Source organism: Psychrobacter sp. NPDC064578 (assembly GCF_044901245.1).
GTDB classification, from domain to species: domain Bacteria; phylum Pseudomonadota; class Gammaproteobacteria; order Pseudomonadales; family Moraxellaceae; genus Psychrobacter; species Psychrobacter cibarius_C.
In genome coordinates, this window is the sequence record NZ_JBJDPI010000006.1 from 28,253 (window position 1) to 45,735 (window position 17,483).

The 17,483-nt window shown below is 42.0% G+C and carries 14 protein-coding genes and 1 tRNA gene; 11 read left to right on the plus strand and 4 right to left on the minus strand.

The genetic code is table 11. The features are described 5' to 3' along the window. Positions 1–53 precede the first annotated feature (53 nt). A complete protein-coding gene (locus ACI2JM_RS08325; RefSeq protein ID WP_404643738.1) occupies positions 54–749 on the minus strand; it encodes a tRNA-(ms[2]io[6]A)-hydroxylase in 696 nt (231 codons plus the stop codon). A gap of 681 nt (positions 750–1,430) precedes the next feature. Between ACI2JM_RS08325 and ACI2JM_RS08330 the strand changes: the two genes are divergently transcribed. From ACI2JM_RS08330 to ACI2JM_RS08380, 11 genes are all read left to right on the plus strand, one after another. Further along, on the plus strand, positions 1,431–3,629 hold the full coding sequence (locus tag ACI2JM_RS08330; protein WP_404643505.1) for a malate synthase G: 2,199 nt from the start codon (positions 1,431–1,433) through the stop codon (positions 3,627–3,629). Positions 3,630–4,362: 733 nt separating this feature from the next. Continuing rightward, a complete protein-coding gene (locus ACI2JM_RS08335) occupies positions 4,363–5,445 on the plus strand; it encodes a porin (RefSeq protein ID WP_060491653.1) in 1,083 nt (360 codons plus the stop codon). A 194-nt stretch (positions 5,446–5,639) separates the two neighbouring features. Beyond that, positions 5,640–7,274 (plus strand): CTP synthase, encoded by a 1,635-nt coding sequence (locus ACI2JM_RS08340; RefSeq protein ID WP_060491652.1) that lies wholly within the window; start codon positions 5,640–5,642, stop codon positions 7,272–7,274. A gap of 230 nt (positions 7,275–7,504) precedes the next feature. Next, entirely contained in the window at positions 7,505–8,380 is an 876-nt protein-coding gene (gene kdsA / locus ACI2JM_RS08345) for a 3-deoxy-8-phosphooctulonate synthase (protein WP_198329357.1), read from the plus strand. A 30-nt stretch (positions 8,381–8,410) separates the two neighbouring features. Beyond that, positions 8,411–8,665 (plus strand): heavy-metal-associated domain-containing protein, encoded by a 255-nt coding sequence (locus tag ACI2JM_RS08350; RefSeq protein ID WP_404643508.1) that lies wholly within the window; start codon positions 8,411–8,413, stop codon positions 8,663–8,665. Positions 8,666–8,928: 263 nt separating this feature from the next. Continuing rightward, positions 8,929–9,153 carry a heavy-metal-associated domain-containing protein gene (locus ACI2JM_RS08355; RefSeq protein ID WP_011280902.1) on the plus strand — a complete coding sequence of 75 codons (225 nt, stop codon included), beginning with the start codon at positions 8,929–8,931 and terminating at the stop codon, positions 9,151–9,153. A gap of 219 nt (positions 9,154–9,372) precedes the next feature. Then, the gene (locus tag ACI2JM_RS08360; protein ID WP_404643510.1) at positions 9,373–11,733 is read left to right on the plus strand and encodes a heavy metal translocating P-type ATPase; all 2,361 of its coding nucleotides are present in this window, start codon (positions 9,373–9,375) and stop codon (positions 11,731–11,733) included. 320 nt (positions 11,734–12,053) lie between these two features. Further along, the gene (eno, locus tag ACI2JM_RS08365) at positions 12,054–13,370 is read left to right on the plus strand and encodes a phosphopyruvate hydratase (RefSeq protein ID WP_404643512.1); all 1,317 of its coding nucleotides are present in this window, start codon (positions 12,054–12,056) and stop codon (positions 13,368–13,370) included. A gap of 124 nt (positions 13,371–13,494) precedes the next feature. Further along, positions 13,495–13,803, plus strand: coding sequence for a septum formation initiator family protein (locus tag ACI2JM_RS08370; RefSeq protein ID WP_055125147.1), 309 nt, complete (start codon positions 13,495–13,497; stop codon positions 13,801–13,803). Between the two features lie 150 nt (positions 13,804–13,953). Further along, complete coding sequence (locus ACI2JM_RS08375) at positions 13,954–14,721, plus strand: 2-C-methyl-D-erythritol 4-phosphate cytidylyltransferase (protein ID WP_314884301.1); 768 nt, start codon at positions 13,954–13,956, stop codon at positions 14,719–14,721. Between the two features lie 406 nt (positions 14,722–15,127). After that, entirely contained in the window at positions 15,128–15,751 is a 624-nt protein-coding gene (locus tag ACI2JM_RS08380; protein WP_045444510.1) for a BLUF domain-containing protein, read from the plus strand. Positions 15,752–16,135: 384 nt separating this feature from the next. On the opposite strand, the gene ACI2JM_RS08385 is transcribed toward ACI2JM_RS08380, so the two are convergent. The 3 genes from ACI2JM_RS08385 to rnt all read right to left on the minus strand — a co-directional run bounded on the left by ACI2JM_RS08385 (position 16,136) and on the right by rnt (position 17,420). Further along, positions 16,136–16,211, minus strand: a tRNA-Glu gene (locus tag ACI2JM_RS08385). Between the two features lie 53 nt (positions 16,212–16,264). After that, complete coding sequence (locus ACI2JM_RS08390) at positions 16,265–16,462, minus strand: hypothetical protein (RefSeq protein ID WP_140412980.1); 198 nt, start codon at positions 16,460–16,462, stop codon at positions 16,265–16,267. A gap of 298 nt (positions 16,463–16,760) precedes the next feature. Further along, positions 16,761–17,420, minus strand: a complete 660-nt coding sequence (rnt, locus tag ACI2JM_RS08395) for a ribonuclease T (RefSeq protein ID WP_201600334.1) — start codon at positions 17,418–17,420, stop codon at positions 16,761–16,763. Positions 17,421–17,483 lie beyond the last annotated feature (63 nt).

Genomic DNA, 17,483 nt, shown 5'->3' on the forward strand with positions numbered 1-17,483 from the left:
TTTTTACTGTATAAGAGGGTATCTAATCTAAAGTGATACCTAATCTTATGTATTTAAGCAGGTGTACCGCTATGAAAGCGTAGCTCGTGATCTGGGCTAGAAATCAGCTCTGCTTCTACTTCTTTGAAAAATGCGACACGCTCATCAATATTATCCTCAGATAGTGATTGAGCCAAGGCTAAATAATCCTCAAAGTGACGACTCTCTGACTTAAGTAAGTAGCGATAATACTTTGCCAAGCGTTCGTCGTCGATGACCTCAGCAAGGGCGGCAAAACGTTCACAAGAGCGTGCTTCGATAAATGCGCCAATTATCAACACATCCACCATCGCTGCTGGCTCATAAGTACGTTTGTGTTTTAGCATGCCTTTGGCATAACGTCCAGCACTCAGATATTTCCACGCCTGACCACGGTCATTCATAATAGCTAAAACCTGCTCATAATGAAGCATTTCTTCACGTATCAATTGTGCCAATTTACGCTGCAAATCATAAGAAAACTCATAGCGGAATATGAGATTCATGGCAGTGCCAGCGGCCTTTTTTTCGCAATTGGCATGATCTTGAATGATCAGCGGTACATTCGCAATCGCCGCATCAACCCAAGCTTGTGTTGTGCGCGCACCCAAAAAATTATAAACAGCAGATAGGTCAACCTTTATCGGGGTGCGTAGCTTTGTGATATCAACATCGTCCTCATCTATCTCGTCTTTTACTATACTAGGTTCTTCTATATTGCTGTCGTTCATAAATTTGTCGTTACTGTTCTTGGTTCTTATATCTTCTTTATTCATAGTGTTTGCCATAATCGAACGTTTAAAAGGTCTTTTTCTAATATTAAATAGATAACAGTTAAGCATAAATCCGTGAGGTAATGATTACTGACAGTTTGTCTATGCGATATCAAGTATTGATGGATAAGCACTAATAAAACCTCTTAGCGCCTGTCTCATATAGATTATCATTATAATACAACCCCAGTATTTATCTAGTGAATGATGTTTTCTTGTTTATTTCTTTATTTGATAGTAGGATGATATTTTGCTTAAGCGCTATTTTGTCTTACTATTGATGTGTCGCCATATTGTGTTGTCGCAGTGGTGATGCTTGCCAATGTTATGCAGTTGAAACCGTTTACAGTAGGTGCAAGGCAACCGAGCTCAAATCGTACACTGAGCACATTAAGCAAGGTTGATACCATCATCCGTTATACATGCTTTGACCATGCTAATGGCTAAAGCGGCAAAATATAGGTTAATAGCATAGCATAAATAGTTAATTCGCTAATCACCACAAGCTTGTATGATATATCAGTAGGTTTGCTTAGTATTTCATCTAAATTTGGAATAGATGCCTAAGACCGACAATGTGTAATCATTGCGGTAGCAACTTCGTATTCACACCCCTCACGAACAGATAAGGATAACAACATGAGCCAGTCTTCTAACGCCAATCGTATTCAAAAAGGCATTCTTGCCATCGACCAGCAATTGTATGACTTTATTGAAAACGAAGTGCTACCGAAAGTCGGTGTTGATTCAGACAGTTATTGGTCAGGTTTTGAAAAGGTCATTAAAGAGTTTACGCCGCGCAATAAAGCATTGCTTGCAACTCGTGACAAGATTCAAGCGCAGATTGACCAGTGGCACCTGCAACATCCTGCCAAAGACGGCAACATTGATTATCCTGCTTACAAAGCATTCTTACAAGAGATTGGCTATCTGTTGCCAGAAGGCGATGATTTTAAAGTTAGCACAGAAAATGTCGATGACGAGATTGCTCATATTGCAGGCCCGCAGTTGGTCGTACCAGTACGTAATGCGCGCTACGCATTGAACGCAACCAACGCTCGTTGGGGCAGCTTGTATGATGCTTTATACGGTACTGATGTTATCAGTGACGAAAATGGTCAAGAAGCAAAAGGTGGTTACAACCCAACTCGCGGTGCTGCTGTCGTTGCTTATGCCAAACAATTCCTAGATGAAAACTTTGCATTGGCGTCAGGTTCATATAACGATGCGACCGGCTTTAAAGTGGTCGATGGTAAGCTTGAAATTGTCCAAGGTGATAGCAGTACTGAGCTAAAAGATGCCGAAAAATTCGTTGGTTTCGTCGGTGATGCAGAAAGCCCAACGGGTATTTTATTAAAAAACAACGGTTTGCATGCAGAAATTCAAATAGATGCCAACCATCCAGTCGGTAAAGACGACCCTGCACATATCAAAGATGTGCTGCTAGAGTCAGCTATTACGGCAATTCAAGATTGTGAAGACTCAATCGCTGCCGTCGATGCAGAAGAAAAAGTGGAAGTGTATCGCAATTGGCTTGGTCTCATGAATGGTGACTTGCAAGAAACCTTTGAAAAAGGTGGCAAAACCCGCACACGTCAGCAAAATCCAGATCGTGAATACACCACCCCAGATGGTGGCAAGCTGATCCTGCCAGGTCGTTCGTTATTGCTGATTCGTAACGTCGGTCACCTCATGCAAAACCCTGCAATATTGGTCGACTTGGGTGATGGTCAAGAACAAATATTTGAAGGCTTGATGGATGGCTTGATTACACCACTATTAACGCTCAATGACCTTAAAGGTAAAAATGCGCTATCAAATTCACGTAAAGGTTCAATGTATATCGTTAAACCAAAAATGCATGGTCCTGAAGAAGTCAAAATGGCCAACGATTTATTCAATGCAGTAGAAGACTTATTAGGCTTAGAGCGTAATACCATCAAAATCGGTATCATGGATGAAGAGCGCCGTATGACGGTCAACTTGAAAGAAGCCATTCGCCAAGCGAAAGAGCGTGTCATTTTTATTAACACAGGTTTCTTAGATCGTACTGGTGATGAGATGCATACCAGCATGAATGCAGGCCCATTTGTACCTAAGGGTGAGATGAAGTCACAAGCATGGCAGCCAGCCTACGAGCAGTGGAACGTTGATATCGGTTTAGAGACTGGTTTACAAGGTGTTGCTCAAATTGGTAAAGGCATGTGGGCGAAGCCTGACGAGATGAAAGAGATGATGGACACCAAAGCTGCACATCCTAAGTCTGGAGCCAGTACCGCATGGGTACCGTCACCAACAGGGGCAACCTTGCACAGCATGCACTATCATCAAGTGAGTGTTTCTGATGTTCAAGACAGCCTAAAATCACGTGAGCGTGCCAGCTTAGACGACATTTTGACCATTCCTTTAGCAAAAAATACCAATTGGACTGATGAAGAGAAACAGCAAGAGCTAGACAATAATGCTCAGGGCATCTTAGGATATGTTGTGCGTTGGGTAAATCAAGGCGTTGGTTGTTCTAAAGTGCCGGATATCAATGATGTGGGTCTGATGGAAGACCGTGCGACTTTACGTATTTCAAGTCAACATATTGCCAACTGGTTGCATCACGATGTCGTGAGCGAGCAGCAAGTGATGGATACGATGAAGCGTATGGCAAAAGTGGTGGATGAGCAAAATGCAGGCGATAGCGACTATCAGACGATGGCAGATAGCTTTGACCACTCTTATGCCTTTAAAGCGGCCTGTGACTTAGTGTTTAAAGGTCGTGAGCAGCCGAGTGGTTATACTGAGCCATTATTGCATCAGGCACGTCTTGATCTAAAAGCAGGCTGCTAATATTGCGCAGGTTAATATTAGAATATGGCATACTTGACATTCTATTATGATACTGTCATGACTAAATGAGGCTTGTTATTGGCTTTTATACTTAATAAGAAGTCTGTGATAGCCATTGACTAAGGTTATAGTCTGGAAACAAGAGCAGTGAAAATACCTTTTTTACTGTTCTTGTAGTAATTTTCCGATCTCAATTGTGACTGTCAGTATGTCATAAACCACATTTATTATTTTTTATTAGCCGTACTTGTTAATGAACAAGTACGGCTTTATTTTTGTTAATGAAAGAGTATTCATTACGCTAGTTTCAAGTTCTTGGTAATTATATTAATCAATAGTATCTTTATCTATTTGAGCAGATAGGGATTTTTTTACAATGACCTACATTCTATAGTAGATATGGCATTCAACAAATACTGGGTTTAAAAATCTAAAAAAAATGTTGCAAATTATGTCAAAGTTGTTATGCTTGTATTCGAAGTATGAGTTTGGTAACGGATGTTACGCAACGGAGCGATAAAGACCTAAGATTACATGGCAGTTACTTTTTAATCCCAGTTATGTAAGTCATTGTTTTTTTCATCTTACTGTAATAGAACTTCGCCACACTTGTTTCTGACTAATCTCGGTAGCCAGTTACACATTATATCTTTGAGGATTTGTGACGATACCATTATGAGCACCAGCTAATAATAGCTAGCTTATTACTAAAATTGTAAAGTGGAGATACCCCATGAAAAAACTACTTTTAGCTACAGCAGTTGCTGCCCTATCTGTATCTGCAGCCAATGCAGCACCAACTGTTTATGGTAAAGCATTCTTAGCTGCCGACTACGTTAATGCTGAATATAATTCAGTTGGTAATGTAAATGACTTTGATGAAGATACAATAGAAATCAACTCTCATTCTTCACGTTTAGGTTTCAAAGGCTCTGAAGCCATGACTGCTAATACTGATGTTATTTATCAATTAGAGTATGGCACAAGCATCGATGGTGATAATGATACTTTCTCTAACCGTGATACATACCTAGGTATTAATAACAAGCAATTCGGTGAGTTCCGTGTTGGTAAAAACCAATCTAGCCTAGACAAAATTAACAACGTTGTTGTTAACGAAGGCTATTGGGATAACATGGGTACGAATGAAATGGAAGACGACGTTGTTGAAGCGTTGAATATGGCTGATAGTGGTCGTATTAATAGCTCAGTGATCTGGGCTGCACCAAAATACAATAACCTACCATTAGAATTGTATGCTATGTATAGCTCTGATGATGATAATTTCAACAATGATGCGGGCTTCGGTGTTGCAATGATGTTTGACCAAGGTACAGGCTTCACTGCTGGTGTGGCTTATGACAAAGACCAAAACATCAATGGTGATATCATCCGTGGTACGGCCACTGTAGACTTAGGAAAATACATCGCAGCCCCTATAACACTCGGTGCTTTGTATCAGGTTGCAGATTATGACTTTACTGGTTCTGAAAAAGAAAAAGGTCTAGTTGTGAGTGCTCAAATGGCGCTAGCTAACTTTGCACGTCCAGCTTCTATTTACACTCAGTACAACAAGACTGACAATCTAGCTGGTATTGATAACGCTGAATCAGATCAGATCGTTGTTGGCGGTAAGTACTTCTTTAAAGACAATATCATCATGCATGCCTATGCTGGTATGAACAATGCTGATAACGTTAATACTATGTATAACACTGGTGTTAAAGATCCTATTACTAATAAAGACATACTTGCCAAGGTAAAAGGCGATGCTGAAGTATTCGTAGTTGGTACTGGTCTAGAATACAAATTCTAATCTAAGCATTAGAATCTGATTATAAAAACTCATCCTTCGGGGTGAGTTTTTTTGTTATATCCTTTTTGAGTGGGTAGTGCGTTATAATAGCTAAGTACTAAAACTTGAATGTTTCAAAGAGTTTATGCTTTTGCCCTATATTTTTTGATGTATTTTTAGTAAAATCCTTCTTTACCAATTACCGACAGAGTACTATGACCAAGTTTATATTTGTGACCGGTGGGGTAGTGTCCTCACTAGGAAAAGGTATCACCGCAGCCTCTCTTGCAGCGGTCTTAGAAGCCCGTGGCGTGACCGTCACGATGACCAAGATGGATCCGTACATCAATGTCGATCCAGGTACGATGAGCCCATTCCAGCATGGCGAAGTATTCGTCACCGAAGATGGTGCAGAGACTGATTTAGATTTGGGTTACTATGAGCGCTTCTTACGCCATTCAAAAATGAGTAAGAGCAATAACTTTACTAGTGGTCGTATCTATCAAAACGTGCTAAATAAAGAGCGCCGTGGTGAATATCTTGGTGGTACAGTACAAGTTATTCCGCATATCACTGATGAAATTAAGAGTAAAATTTTAGCCAGTGGTGAAGGTTATGATATCGCTATTATTGAGATTGGTGGTACCGTTGGTGACATCGAATCGCTACCATTTATGGAAGCCGTCCGCCAAATGCAAGTAGAGCTTGGTCGCAATAGAGCCATGCTGATGCATTTGACGCTAGTTCCTTACATTGCTAGTGCAGGCGAAACCAAAACCAAACCAACACAGCATTCAGTAAAAGAGCTGCGTTCTATCGGTTTGCAGCCTGACATATTGATTTGCCGCTCTGATCACCACATCTCGCAAGACAACCGTCGCAAAATAGCGTTGTTCACCAATGTGGAAGAGCGTGCGGTTATTATGTGTGAAGATGCGCAAAGTATTTATCAGATTCCACGCACGCTTCATGAGCAGGATCTTGATGATTTGATCTGTGAGCGTTTTGGTTTAGATGTACCAGAAGCAGATTTGAGTGATTGGGACAAAGTGGTTGAAGCGCAGCTTAATCCTGAAATGAGCCTTACGGTAGCGATGGTTGGTAAATACGTTGAGTTACCTGATGCTTATAAGTCGATCAACGAAGCACTGCTGCATGCTGGTATCACTCATAAAGCCGATGTCAAAATTGACTATGTTGATGCTGAGCGTCTAGAAGACGATGACAGCTTATTGGCGCAGCTACACAACGCTGATGCTATCCTAGTACCGGGTGGTTTTGGTGAACGTGGTACCAATGGTAAGATAAAAGCCATCACTTATGCTCGTGAAAACAACGTGCCATATTTAGGTATTTGCCTTGGTATGCAGCTAGCAGTGATTGAGTACGCGCGTAATGTACTCAAAATCGATGCCAATTCTTCTGAGTTTGATCGCAAAACGGCAGAGCCTATCATTGGTCTCATCACTGAGTGGTTAGATGAGCGCGGCGAATTGCAGATTCGTAGCGATGACTCTGACCTTGGCGGCACCATGCGTCTAGGCGCGCAGCAAGCCGAATTGGTTGCTGGTAGCAAGCTTAGCCAAATCTATGGCGCCAAAAATATCACTGAACGTCATCGCCATCGTTATGAGATGAACAATCGCTATATCGAACCATTAGAGCAAGCAGGCATGACCATATCTGGTTATTCTGCCAAGCAGCATCTAGTAGAATCGGTCGAGATTGCTGATCATCCTTGGTTTGTCGCCGTACAGTTCCATCCTGAATTTACCAGCTCGCCACGCGGTGGTCATCCACTGTTCAACAGCTTTGTAAAAGCGGCTAAGAACTATAACGAAAACAAATAATCGTTAATGTATAAAAACTTACATGTATAAAAAAGACTGATCTTCGGATTGGTCTTTTTTTTGCGTTTCATTTTATGACTGTGGTTATGAATGAGATTGTTTTTAAGCAATAAACATGACAATTTTTCTAATGGTTGGTCAGCAATTACGCTTAACCCCTTTTTTTACTGAGTCTATCGGTTACAATACGGGATAGAAATATTAATAACAATAAAGAGGGTAACGACTTCATGGAACATTTATCAACGGCGCAATCACATATCAAACTTACTACGCCAAATGGCAATACTCTTAATATCGGTAACGACCAACCATTTGTGTTATTTGGTGGTATGAATGTTTTGGAATCAAAGGAATTGGCCTTCGAGATTGCAGAGCAATATGTCGAAATATGTCAGCGTTTGGGGATTGGCTATGTCTTCAAAGCCAGTTTTGATAAAGCCAACCGTTCAAGCCTGCACTCATATCGAGGTCCTGGATTAGAGCAGGGTATTGATTGGCTGGGGCAAATCAAAGAAAAATTCCAAGTGCCTATTATCACGGATGTCCACGAACCTTATCAAGCGGCACCCGTTGCTGAAGTGGCAGATATCATTCAATTACCTGCATTCTTATCACGTCAGACAGATTTGGTACATGCGATGGCGAAGACAGATGCGATTATCAACATCAAAAAAGCACAGTTTTTAGCGCCGCATGAGATGCGTCATATCGTTAACAAATGCCTTGAAGGGGGTAACGATAAGTTGATCCTTTGTGAGCGCGGCAGTGCCTTTGGTTACAATAATTTGGTCGTTGATATGCTTGGTTTTGATACCATGAAGCAGATGGATATCCCCGTATTTTTTGATGTGACGCATAGCTTACAGCAGCCAGGCGGCCGTAGCGATAGTGCGGGCGGACGCCGTGAACAAATCACAACATTGGCACGAGCAGGGATGGCGACAGGACTTGCAGGGTTATTTTTAGAAGCGCATCCAAATCCAGAGACTGCAAAATGCGATGGTCCGTGTGCGCTACGTATGAGTCAGTTAGAGCCGTTTTTGCGTCAGCTGAAGCAAATTGATGACTTGGTCAAAGGCTTTGAGGTGTTAGATACCCATTAATGTATTCACAGACAATAAGAGGCTGAGATCATGGCGATGCAAACAGCAACAGTCAGTATCGAAAATATCGATGATGATGAAGGATTAAAGAGTGTGATGACAGCGCTGAAAAATATCACAGGGGTGACGGCCATCGAGCTTAATCCTGATAATAATGTTGCCACCATACGTTATGAAGATACAGACACCAGTATCCATGCGTTTACGGCGGCAATCAGTACGGTCGATTATGTGACCCAGCCGTTTCCTCTTGATGCACCGCAAAACCCACGTCATGATGATTAGACGTTATTCTAAAATAAGCGCTATTGTCTGTCACTTAGGCATAAATTCACGGTTCCATTATTTACAGTTCCATTATTTACGTTTCTATTAATAAAGTGATAACCAAAGAGTCTTGTTGTTAACCGTGATAGGGCTTAAGCTGGTTAAGTGCTATTTTTATAAGGTCTTAAAAGATAGCCGTCTTAAAAAGACAATTATAAAAGCAGTTCTTTAATAAAAGTATTTACCTATAAAAACTCAGTTACAAAAATAAGGAGCCTCTCATGGCAAACCAAACACGTATTATCAAAATTGATGGCATGACTTGCGGTGGCTGTGTGGCCAGTGTTCATAACGCCACTGCCGATATCGATGGCTTAGACGATATCAGTATTGAGCTGGCAGATAATCAAGCGACGGTTACTTTTGATGATAGCAAAACCAGTGTAGAAACAATTGCTGCTGCTATCGACGATGCAGGCTTTGATGCCACTGTTGCTAATGCTTAACCTGCTTCATTTGTATTAAAAAACCGGCTATCAAGGCTGGTTTTTTAATGGTTAAAAATTATTGATAGTAGCGTACTCATTATTCAGTGTGACCATACCAATATTAAATTTAAAAGTGTGCTATTTATTTGACTTAGATATTCCATCCATTGAGTTGCTATCCTAGCTCAGACGACTTTATAACGCCATAACGCATAAACGCCATACCGAGTTTTATTTATGAATGATACTACCCAAACCGACAATCATGACGCCTACGATGTAAAAACTGATATTCAATCCAATACGCCGCTCGCGCCGCAGCGTGCACATTTGCAGCTAGCAATTGAGGGGATGACGTGTCAAGCCTGCGCCTCACGAATTGAGAAGGTGCTCAACAAAAAGCCGTCGGTATACGAGGTGAGTGTAAACTTCGCTGGCGAGACCGCTAATGTTGATTATGATCCGACTCAGACAACGCCTGAACAAGTGACAGAATGGGTAAATAAAACAGGCTTCGTTGCCAATTTGCAGGCGGCCGATAGTTTGTTTGCAAAAACAGACGAAGATACCGCGACTCAGTACCCATGGCGCTTGATTGGGTTATGGGTTTGTTTGGTGCCATTTTTAGTTGGTATGGCAGGCATGCTCGTTGGTCAGGGTATGGCGTGGATGCCGCCGATTTGGATTCAGTTTATATTAGCGACCATTGTACAGTTTGGATTTGCCTTGCCATTTTACAAAAGCGCTTGGGCGTCTATCAAAGGTGGTCTTGCCAATATGGACGTGCTAGTCGTCATTGGTACCGTGACTATTTGGGCGTATTCCACTTATCTGTGGCTGACCCATGGCGATGGCACTTTAAACGGTTTGCTGCAAAGTGGTCATGCTGGTGGTCACGGTGCGGATGGCATTCCTGCGGTGTATTTTGAAGCAGGCGTCATGGTCATTGCTTTTGTACGTACGGGTAAGTATCTAGAAGAGCGCACCAAAAAACACAGCCTCAATAGTATCGATTTATTATTGTCTTTAACGCCCGATGAAGTCGAACAGCAGCAGCCTAATGGTGATTTTCATAATGTTGCTCTTAAAGACGTGCAAGTTGGTGATATTTTGCGTGCCAAGCAAGGCAGCCGAGTTGCAACCGATGGGGTGGTTATCGATGGTGCTGGCTGGTGTGTCGAGAGTCACTTAACGGGTGAGTCGGTACCGCTCAAAAAAGAAGTGGGAGATAAATTATTAGCAGGGGCGTTGGTTGAAAATGGCAGCTTGTTATACCGCGTCAGTGCTAAAGGTAGTGATACAAAGCTTGGTGATATGGTACAAGCCCTCAGCGATGCCCAAGGCTCAAAAGCCAATTTAGCCCGTCTTGCCGATAGAGTGACGGCAGTATTCGTACCAGTCGTCGTTGCCATTGCGCTTATCACCTTTGGAGTGACGTGGTGGCTGACTGGGATGATTGATACTGCCTTGATGCATGCCGTCTCGGTGTTGGTCATTGCTTGTCCTTGTGCTTTAGGTTTGGCAACGCCAGCCGCTATCATGGCTGGTATGGGCGTTGCTGCTCGTCATGGTGTCTGGTTCAAAGACGCACAAAGCCTTGAAGCGGCAGGCAACATCGATACAGTAGTGCTCGATAAAACAGGTACTTTGACCATTGGTAAGCCGACTATCGTAGACCATGTGATGGTGGATAAATCGATCGCAGTCGATGATGTGTTACAAATTGCCGCAAGCGTTGAAGCACATGCCAGTCATCCGCTAGCAACAGCATTGGTTAACGCGGCTACTGAGCGAAATTTGCCGTTGATGAATGTGACTGATATTAGTGTCATTAAAGGCGCTGGCATACAGGCAAATATTGAAGGTTTAGGTATAGTGAAAGTCGGTACCGCAGAATTTGCTAATTTAACACTGCCTAAGCTGATGCCAAAGGTATGGCAAATTGCCAGTACCGTTGCCGTTAGTATTAATGAGGAAGCTTTGGGTGCTTTTGCATTAGCTGACGACTTAAAAGTAGATACTCCGAAGGCTATTACTGCGCTGCAAGACGCAGGTATTAATGTCATTTTGATGAGTGGTGATAAGCAGTCTGTGGTCGATCATGTGGCAGGGCAGCTGGGTATTGAGCAGGCTTATGGTAAAATGAGCCCACGCGATAAGGCCAGTCAAATTGCCTTGTTGCAAACGGCTGGTCATAAAGTTGCAATGGCAGGTGATGGTGTCAACGATGCACCAGCGATGGCAACTGCCGATGCAAGCTTTGCCATGTTTGAAGGCACAGATGTCGCCCAGCATAGTGCGTCTGCACGCTTGATGGGTGAGTCACTGATGCATATTGATGCCGCGCAAAAAATAGCTAATGCAACAGTGCGCAACATCAAGCAAAATCTGTTTTTTGCTTTTATTTATAATTGCCTTGGTATTCCGCTGGCTGCTTTTGGTTTCTTAAACCCTATGATTGCCGCCGCTGCGATGGCGCTTAGCTCTATTTCTGTATTAATGAATGCCTTACGTTTGACCCAATTTAAAACAAAGGTTGAGCTGGATAACACAGTATCTGGCTCCCACGCTAAAACAGAACGTCTAACAAAAGTATAAGAGTCATATGGCTTTTAATATTATAGGTGCTGAGACAAATCCATAATTGGTAATTTGTTTATCTAAGTGTGATTTTATCAGCGCCAGTCGGTGCAAGATAAGGGAAGTTTGGCAAAATTTATGCTATGATGCCAAGCACTATAGCTGACGATTAAAGTATTAAAACCACCTTTAATCCTGCTCAAAACTTGCTGACTATATAGATAAGCAAAGCTGGTTTGAGCATAGCACTATACGATATTTTGCTTTATCTTTTTTGTATTCTAGTTGCCGTTATTTATCCCACAAACTTGGCATGACCAAAGGAATTAACAGACATTATGTACGCTGAAGAAACCACCAACGTCACCGCAATTAAAGACATTCGCGCCCGTGAGATTTTAGACTCGCGTGGTAACCCAACCATCGAAGCTGATGTAATCTTAGCTGATGGCACTATCGGCCGTGCTGCTGCGCCAAGTGGTGCCTCTACTGGCTCACGTGAAGCATTAGAGCTACGTGATGGTGACCAAAGTCGCTATATGGGTAAAGGCGTTAAGAAAGCCGTTGCTAACGTCAATAGCCAAATTCGCAGCGCGTTGATGGATAAAGACGTCACCGAACAGCAAGGCATTGATGATGCAATGATTGCGCTAGATGGCACAGAAAACAAAGACAGCCTTGGTGCTAATGCCATGCTAGCGGTGTCTCTTGCCACTGCAAAAGCCGCTGCCAAGTCACAAAATCTGCCATTACATCAATATATTGCAAACTTGCGCAATCAGACGTCGCTGACGATGCCTGTACCGATGATGAACATCTTGAACGGTGGTGAGCATGCGGATAACACCGTTGATATCCAAGAGTTCATGATTGAGCCTGTTGGTTTCACCAGCTTCTCAGAAGCATTGCGTGCTGGTACAGAAATTTTCCACAGCTTGAAATCTGTGTTGAAATCACAAGGTTTAAATACTGCGGTTGGTGATGAAGGTGGTTTTGCGCCAAACCTGCGTAGCAATGAAGAAGCCATCACCGTTATTATGCAAGCGATTGAGCAAGTCGGCTATAAAGCGGGCGAAGACATTCATTTGGCGCTAGATTGTGCGGCTAGTGAGTTTTATAAAAATGGTCAATATATCTTGGCAGGCGAAGGCAACAAAGCCTTTGATAGCCAAGGATTCTCAGACTATCTAGTCGGCTTGGCGCGTCAATATCCTATTATCTCTATCGAAGACGGGCTTGACGAGTCTGATTGGGATGGTTGGAAATATTTGACTGAGCAGATTGGTGATAAAGTTCAGTTGGTTGGTGATGATTTATTTGTGACCAATCCTGCTATCTTGCAAGAGGGTATTGATAAGCATATTGCCAATGCAATTTTGATTAAATTTAACCAAATCGGTACTTTATCAGAAACGCTAGATGCGATCTATCTAGCGAAGAAAAATGGCTATGCAACTATTATCTCACATCGTTCAGGTGAAACTGAAGACAGCACCATTGCAGATTTAGCAGTTGGTACTGCTGCTGGTCAGATTAAAACTGGCTCACTATGTCGTTCAGACCGTGTGGCGAAATACAATCAGCTGTTACGTATCGAGCAACAAGTACGTGCAAGCTATCGTGGTCGTGAAGAGTTCATCGGTCTACGTGGTTAACAAGCCAGATTTCTTGCTACAGCTAGGCGATATGTCATCATTAATATGGTGATATATCGCTTAGCAAGCTTAGCTGGTTTTTTATTTTTATTATTGTCTCTATGTTGTTCGGCGTTATTATCTTATGAAATACTTTAGCCAATTTATGCTACTTGCTCTAGCCGTTGCCGTCCTTTTGGGATTGCAATATCAGTATTGGCTGGGCGAAAATGGTCGCTTTGAGCATAATAAATTGCTGACTCAAATCGAAGAACAACAACGCTTAAACGAAAACCAAGTGGCAGCAAATAACTTATTGCGTACTGATGTACATGACTTAAAAACTGGTCTTGAGGCAGTGGAAGAGCACGCTCGTTTAGACTTGGGTTTGATTAAGCCGAACGAGACCTTTGTACAAGTATCTACGGCGCCCACGACGCATAGCCGTTATTAATTGCTCTTAACTGTCTAAAATTATGATCTTCTATTGTCTATAATAGAAATCTTATTCACCTGAAATTCGTTACTTCTCTTATTCTTCATTTCTCCCTAGCAATACTGTCATGGGTTCTAACCATGAATACTACTTTATGAACATTGCCTTATGAATATCACACCTAATGTACATGCCATGATCGTCGCTGCGGGTCGCGGTAGTCGTTTTGGTGCCTCTATCGCCAAGCAATATACGATGCTGCAAGGGCAGACCTTGCTACAGCATAGTGTAGCACGGCTTGCTAGTAGTGCTTATATTGAGACATGTTTATTAGTCGTCGCAGCAGATGACAGTACGGCACAGACATTGGATTTTGCGCTACCTATACATTATGCCATGGGCGGCGCTGAGCGCTGGCAGTCGGTACAGGCAGGGGTAAAGGCGATTATTGAGGCGGGAGCTGACGATTCAGATTTGGTTGTTATTCATGATGCGGCGCGTCCTGCGGTTTCCAGTCATGATATTGAACAAGTCATCGAAGCGGCGATGCTAGAGCCTTATGGTGCTATCTTAGCGACACCGGTGGCTGATACTTTAAAGGAATCTTATCCCCAGTCTACCGCTCAATCTGAGCTTGTAGGTGAGACGCCTGTAGTTAACCTGACAGTGAGTAGCAGCCCACATTCTTACGCTAAATGTACTATCGATCGCCGTCATATGTGGCAAGCACAAACGCCGCAAGTGTTTCGCTTAGGTCAGCTGCAAAAAGTATTAACTTATGTCGCTGAATACGAGCTCACCATTACTGATGAAGCCAGTGCATTTGAATGTCTAGACCTACCCATTCGCCTCGTGACTGGCAGTCGCCAGAACATAAAGCTTACCTATCCTGATGATGCTATCTTGCTCGCAGCGATTATTAATGCCCAGTTCTGAGCAGATTAAAAATAATTAAACACTCGTAATAGCCACCAGTCTGTATCAATCTCATTAATGAGCCGGTGGTCTTATCGCTCATTGTTGACGATTTTTATCATCACTTCCCCCTCCCATATTACCTATTTATCCTATCACTGCTCAAAAAATATACTGCAAGTTTTCAGTATAAATAATTGCGAATTATTGTTGGGTTTTTTCAATTAATGATATAAGATAAACATATATTGCTTTGATGACTAAACTAGCCTATGATGTAACCAACTTAATACAATTAATATAAACATTTATAAAATCAATAATATACCAAGCCTATTTGATATTTTCAAAGATCTTGTTTCTATGTTTTTTCTAAATTTAGTATGGTTGTCTTAGCTACATTTACCTAAAAATAGGGAGAAGCTGATTGTCAACAATCAATGATTCGACAAATCCAGTGACGACAGATCTCTGCCAGCTTATATATATAAGCCAAATTACTTCGACTGGTCTTTCAAGCCCCAGCACGCTTAACGACATCTCAGAGGTCGCGATTGAGCGTAACCAAGCCGATAATGTTACGGGTATTCTTTGCTATGGCAATGGCTACTTTTTTCAATGTGCAGAAGGGTCAGAACAAGATTTAACCAATCTAAAGAATCGCTTATTATTAGACGATCGACATAAAGAATTAAAAATCTTAGATTTTTCAGAAATTACTGAACGCCGTTTTTCGAACTGGTCTCTACGCTCCATTACACTTGAACGTTGGATGACCAAAGAGCCTGAGCTGAAAAAACTCATGCCATTTAAACCCTATGATTGGGGCTCTAACGCATGGCGCGAATTTTTAGATATCTTACAAGGGTATTATGAGGAACAAGCAAGAACTGGCAATATTGACACGCCACCTATCAAGTACAGCACGTTAGGGGTGACGTTAAGTAAGGTTGTTGGTCAGCATCAAGCATTCTTCTTGATTCAAACAGTACTCGGTATCATGATTGTGATGACATTGTTGTGGCTAATGCTATCAGATAAGATTTGGTAGTTTTTGTAAAAATAGATTGTTTGATTTAAAAATCCAGTATTCAATGCTGGATTTTTTTGCTTAAATTTATGGTGAAGAGTTCAATAAATAAACAAAACATCAAGTTAGGTATAGAAACCATAGATAGCGACGCTTAGTAAATATACCTTAATATCTTGAGCGAACTTAATACCGAATCTTATGTATAAAATTAATTATGCTTCATTTATCAAGTAAATCGGCGATGACGAACTGAGTGCTAAGATATCAAGAACCTCATGATATAAAAAACAGGCATAAAAAAAGCCCAATCACAATGGTATTGTGATTGGACTTTTTGGTGGTACGCTTATTAGTCTTATCAGATGCTTTGCAGCAAACTTGCTAATAAGTGACGCCAAATAGTGGCGTCCCCAGGGGGATTCGAACCCCCGTTACCGCCGTGAAAGGGCGGTGTCCTAGGCCTCTAGACGATGGGGACTAGTAACACAACACCTCAGCTGCTTTCACCTTTATGCTGAAGTGGTGCGTATTCTAATAGCGTCTGCGCTTGCTGTCAAGCCTTTTTCTTCTTCTTTTTAAAATTAAGTATCTTTTTTTGATTGCACGGCGAGGATGTAAGTCATTACGCTTTAAATGATAGCGAATCCATAGTGAAGTGCAAGCACTAATAGTCAATGCGAGCAGCATATAACCGAGGATGGTTCCCCATAACTTAAGCTGTGGATCCATAATAGAGTCCCTCCTATTACGCCTCGATAGCATGAATCGTACTGGCTATCGCGACAATGTGGGCAACTGAAACCATCTATAGGATATAACGAGACGTTCTAATGTGAGTAATTACAACAACTTGTCTGGTTTTTGAATTGTTTTACACAATATGATATTCAACGGTTAGACAAGTGGCTGATTTATTGTGATATCAATCATATCCCTATTGATTGTAAAACCAAGATGTTAAAGTCATCAAGTATTACAAATAGCACTATTATGGGTAGTTGGCAATATAGGATATGTGATAAATGGATTATTTGTGACTACTCTCAGTCGAATCCTCTTTATTTTCTTCAGTATGCATCGCATTAGCCAGCATAGGATAATGGTTTAGGATATGACAAAACAGCTCAGCGGTCTTTTGTGTATCGTATAGGGCAGAATGTGCATCATTACCATCGAAATCAAGCCCTGCTGCTTTGCAAGCCCGTGCTAGTACTGTCTGACCAAATGCCAGCGCAGATAAAGTCACTGTGTCAAAAACTGAAAAGTTATGAAACGGGTTGTGACTTTTGTTATTGGTACGCAGCACCGCCGCATTCAAAAATGCTAAGTCAAAATGAGCGTTGTGCCCGATTAAGACACACTGGCGGCAGTCTTCAGTACGGCGTACTTCTTTTAACCCTTTGAAGATACGGCGTAGTGCTGTTTTCTCATCTTCGGCAATGGCTTTACGCATTGGATTGTTGGGATCAATGCCAGTGAAGGCAAGGGCACTTGGCTCAAGATTCGCGCCTTCAAAGGGTTCGATATGAGCATTGAATGCTTCCCCAGGATAAAACACACCTTGCTCATTCAGTAGTACAGGAATGCAGGCAATTTCTAGTAAAGCATCGGTTTGCGCATTAAAGCCGGCAGTTTCCACATCAACGACGACAGGCAGAAACTTACGAAATCGGTCTTTTAGACGCATTGGTGCTAGCTCGTCTGCTGCGGCATCTTCTGTGTGACTATTTGCTGGGCTCTTAATGCTATT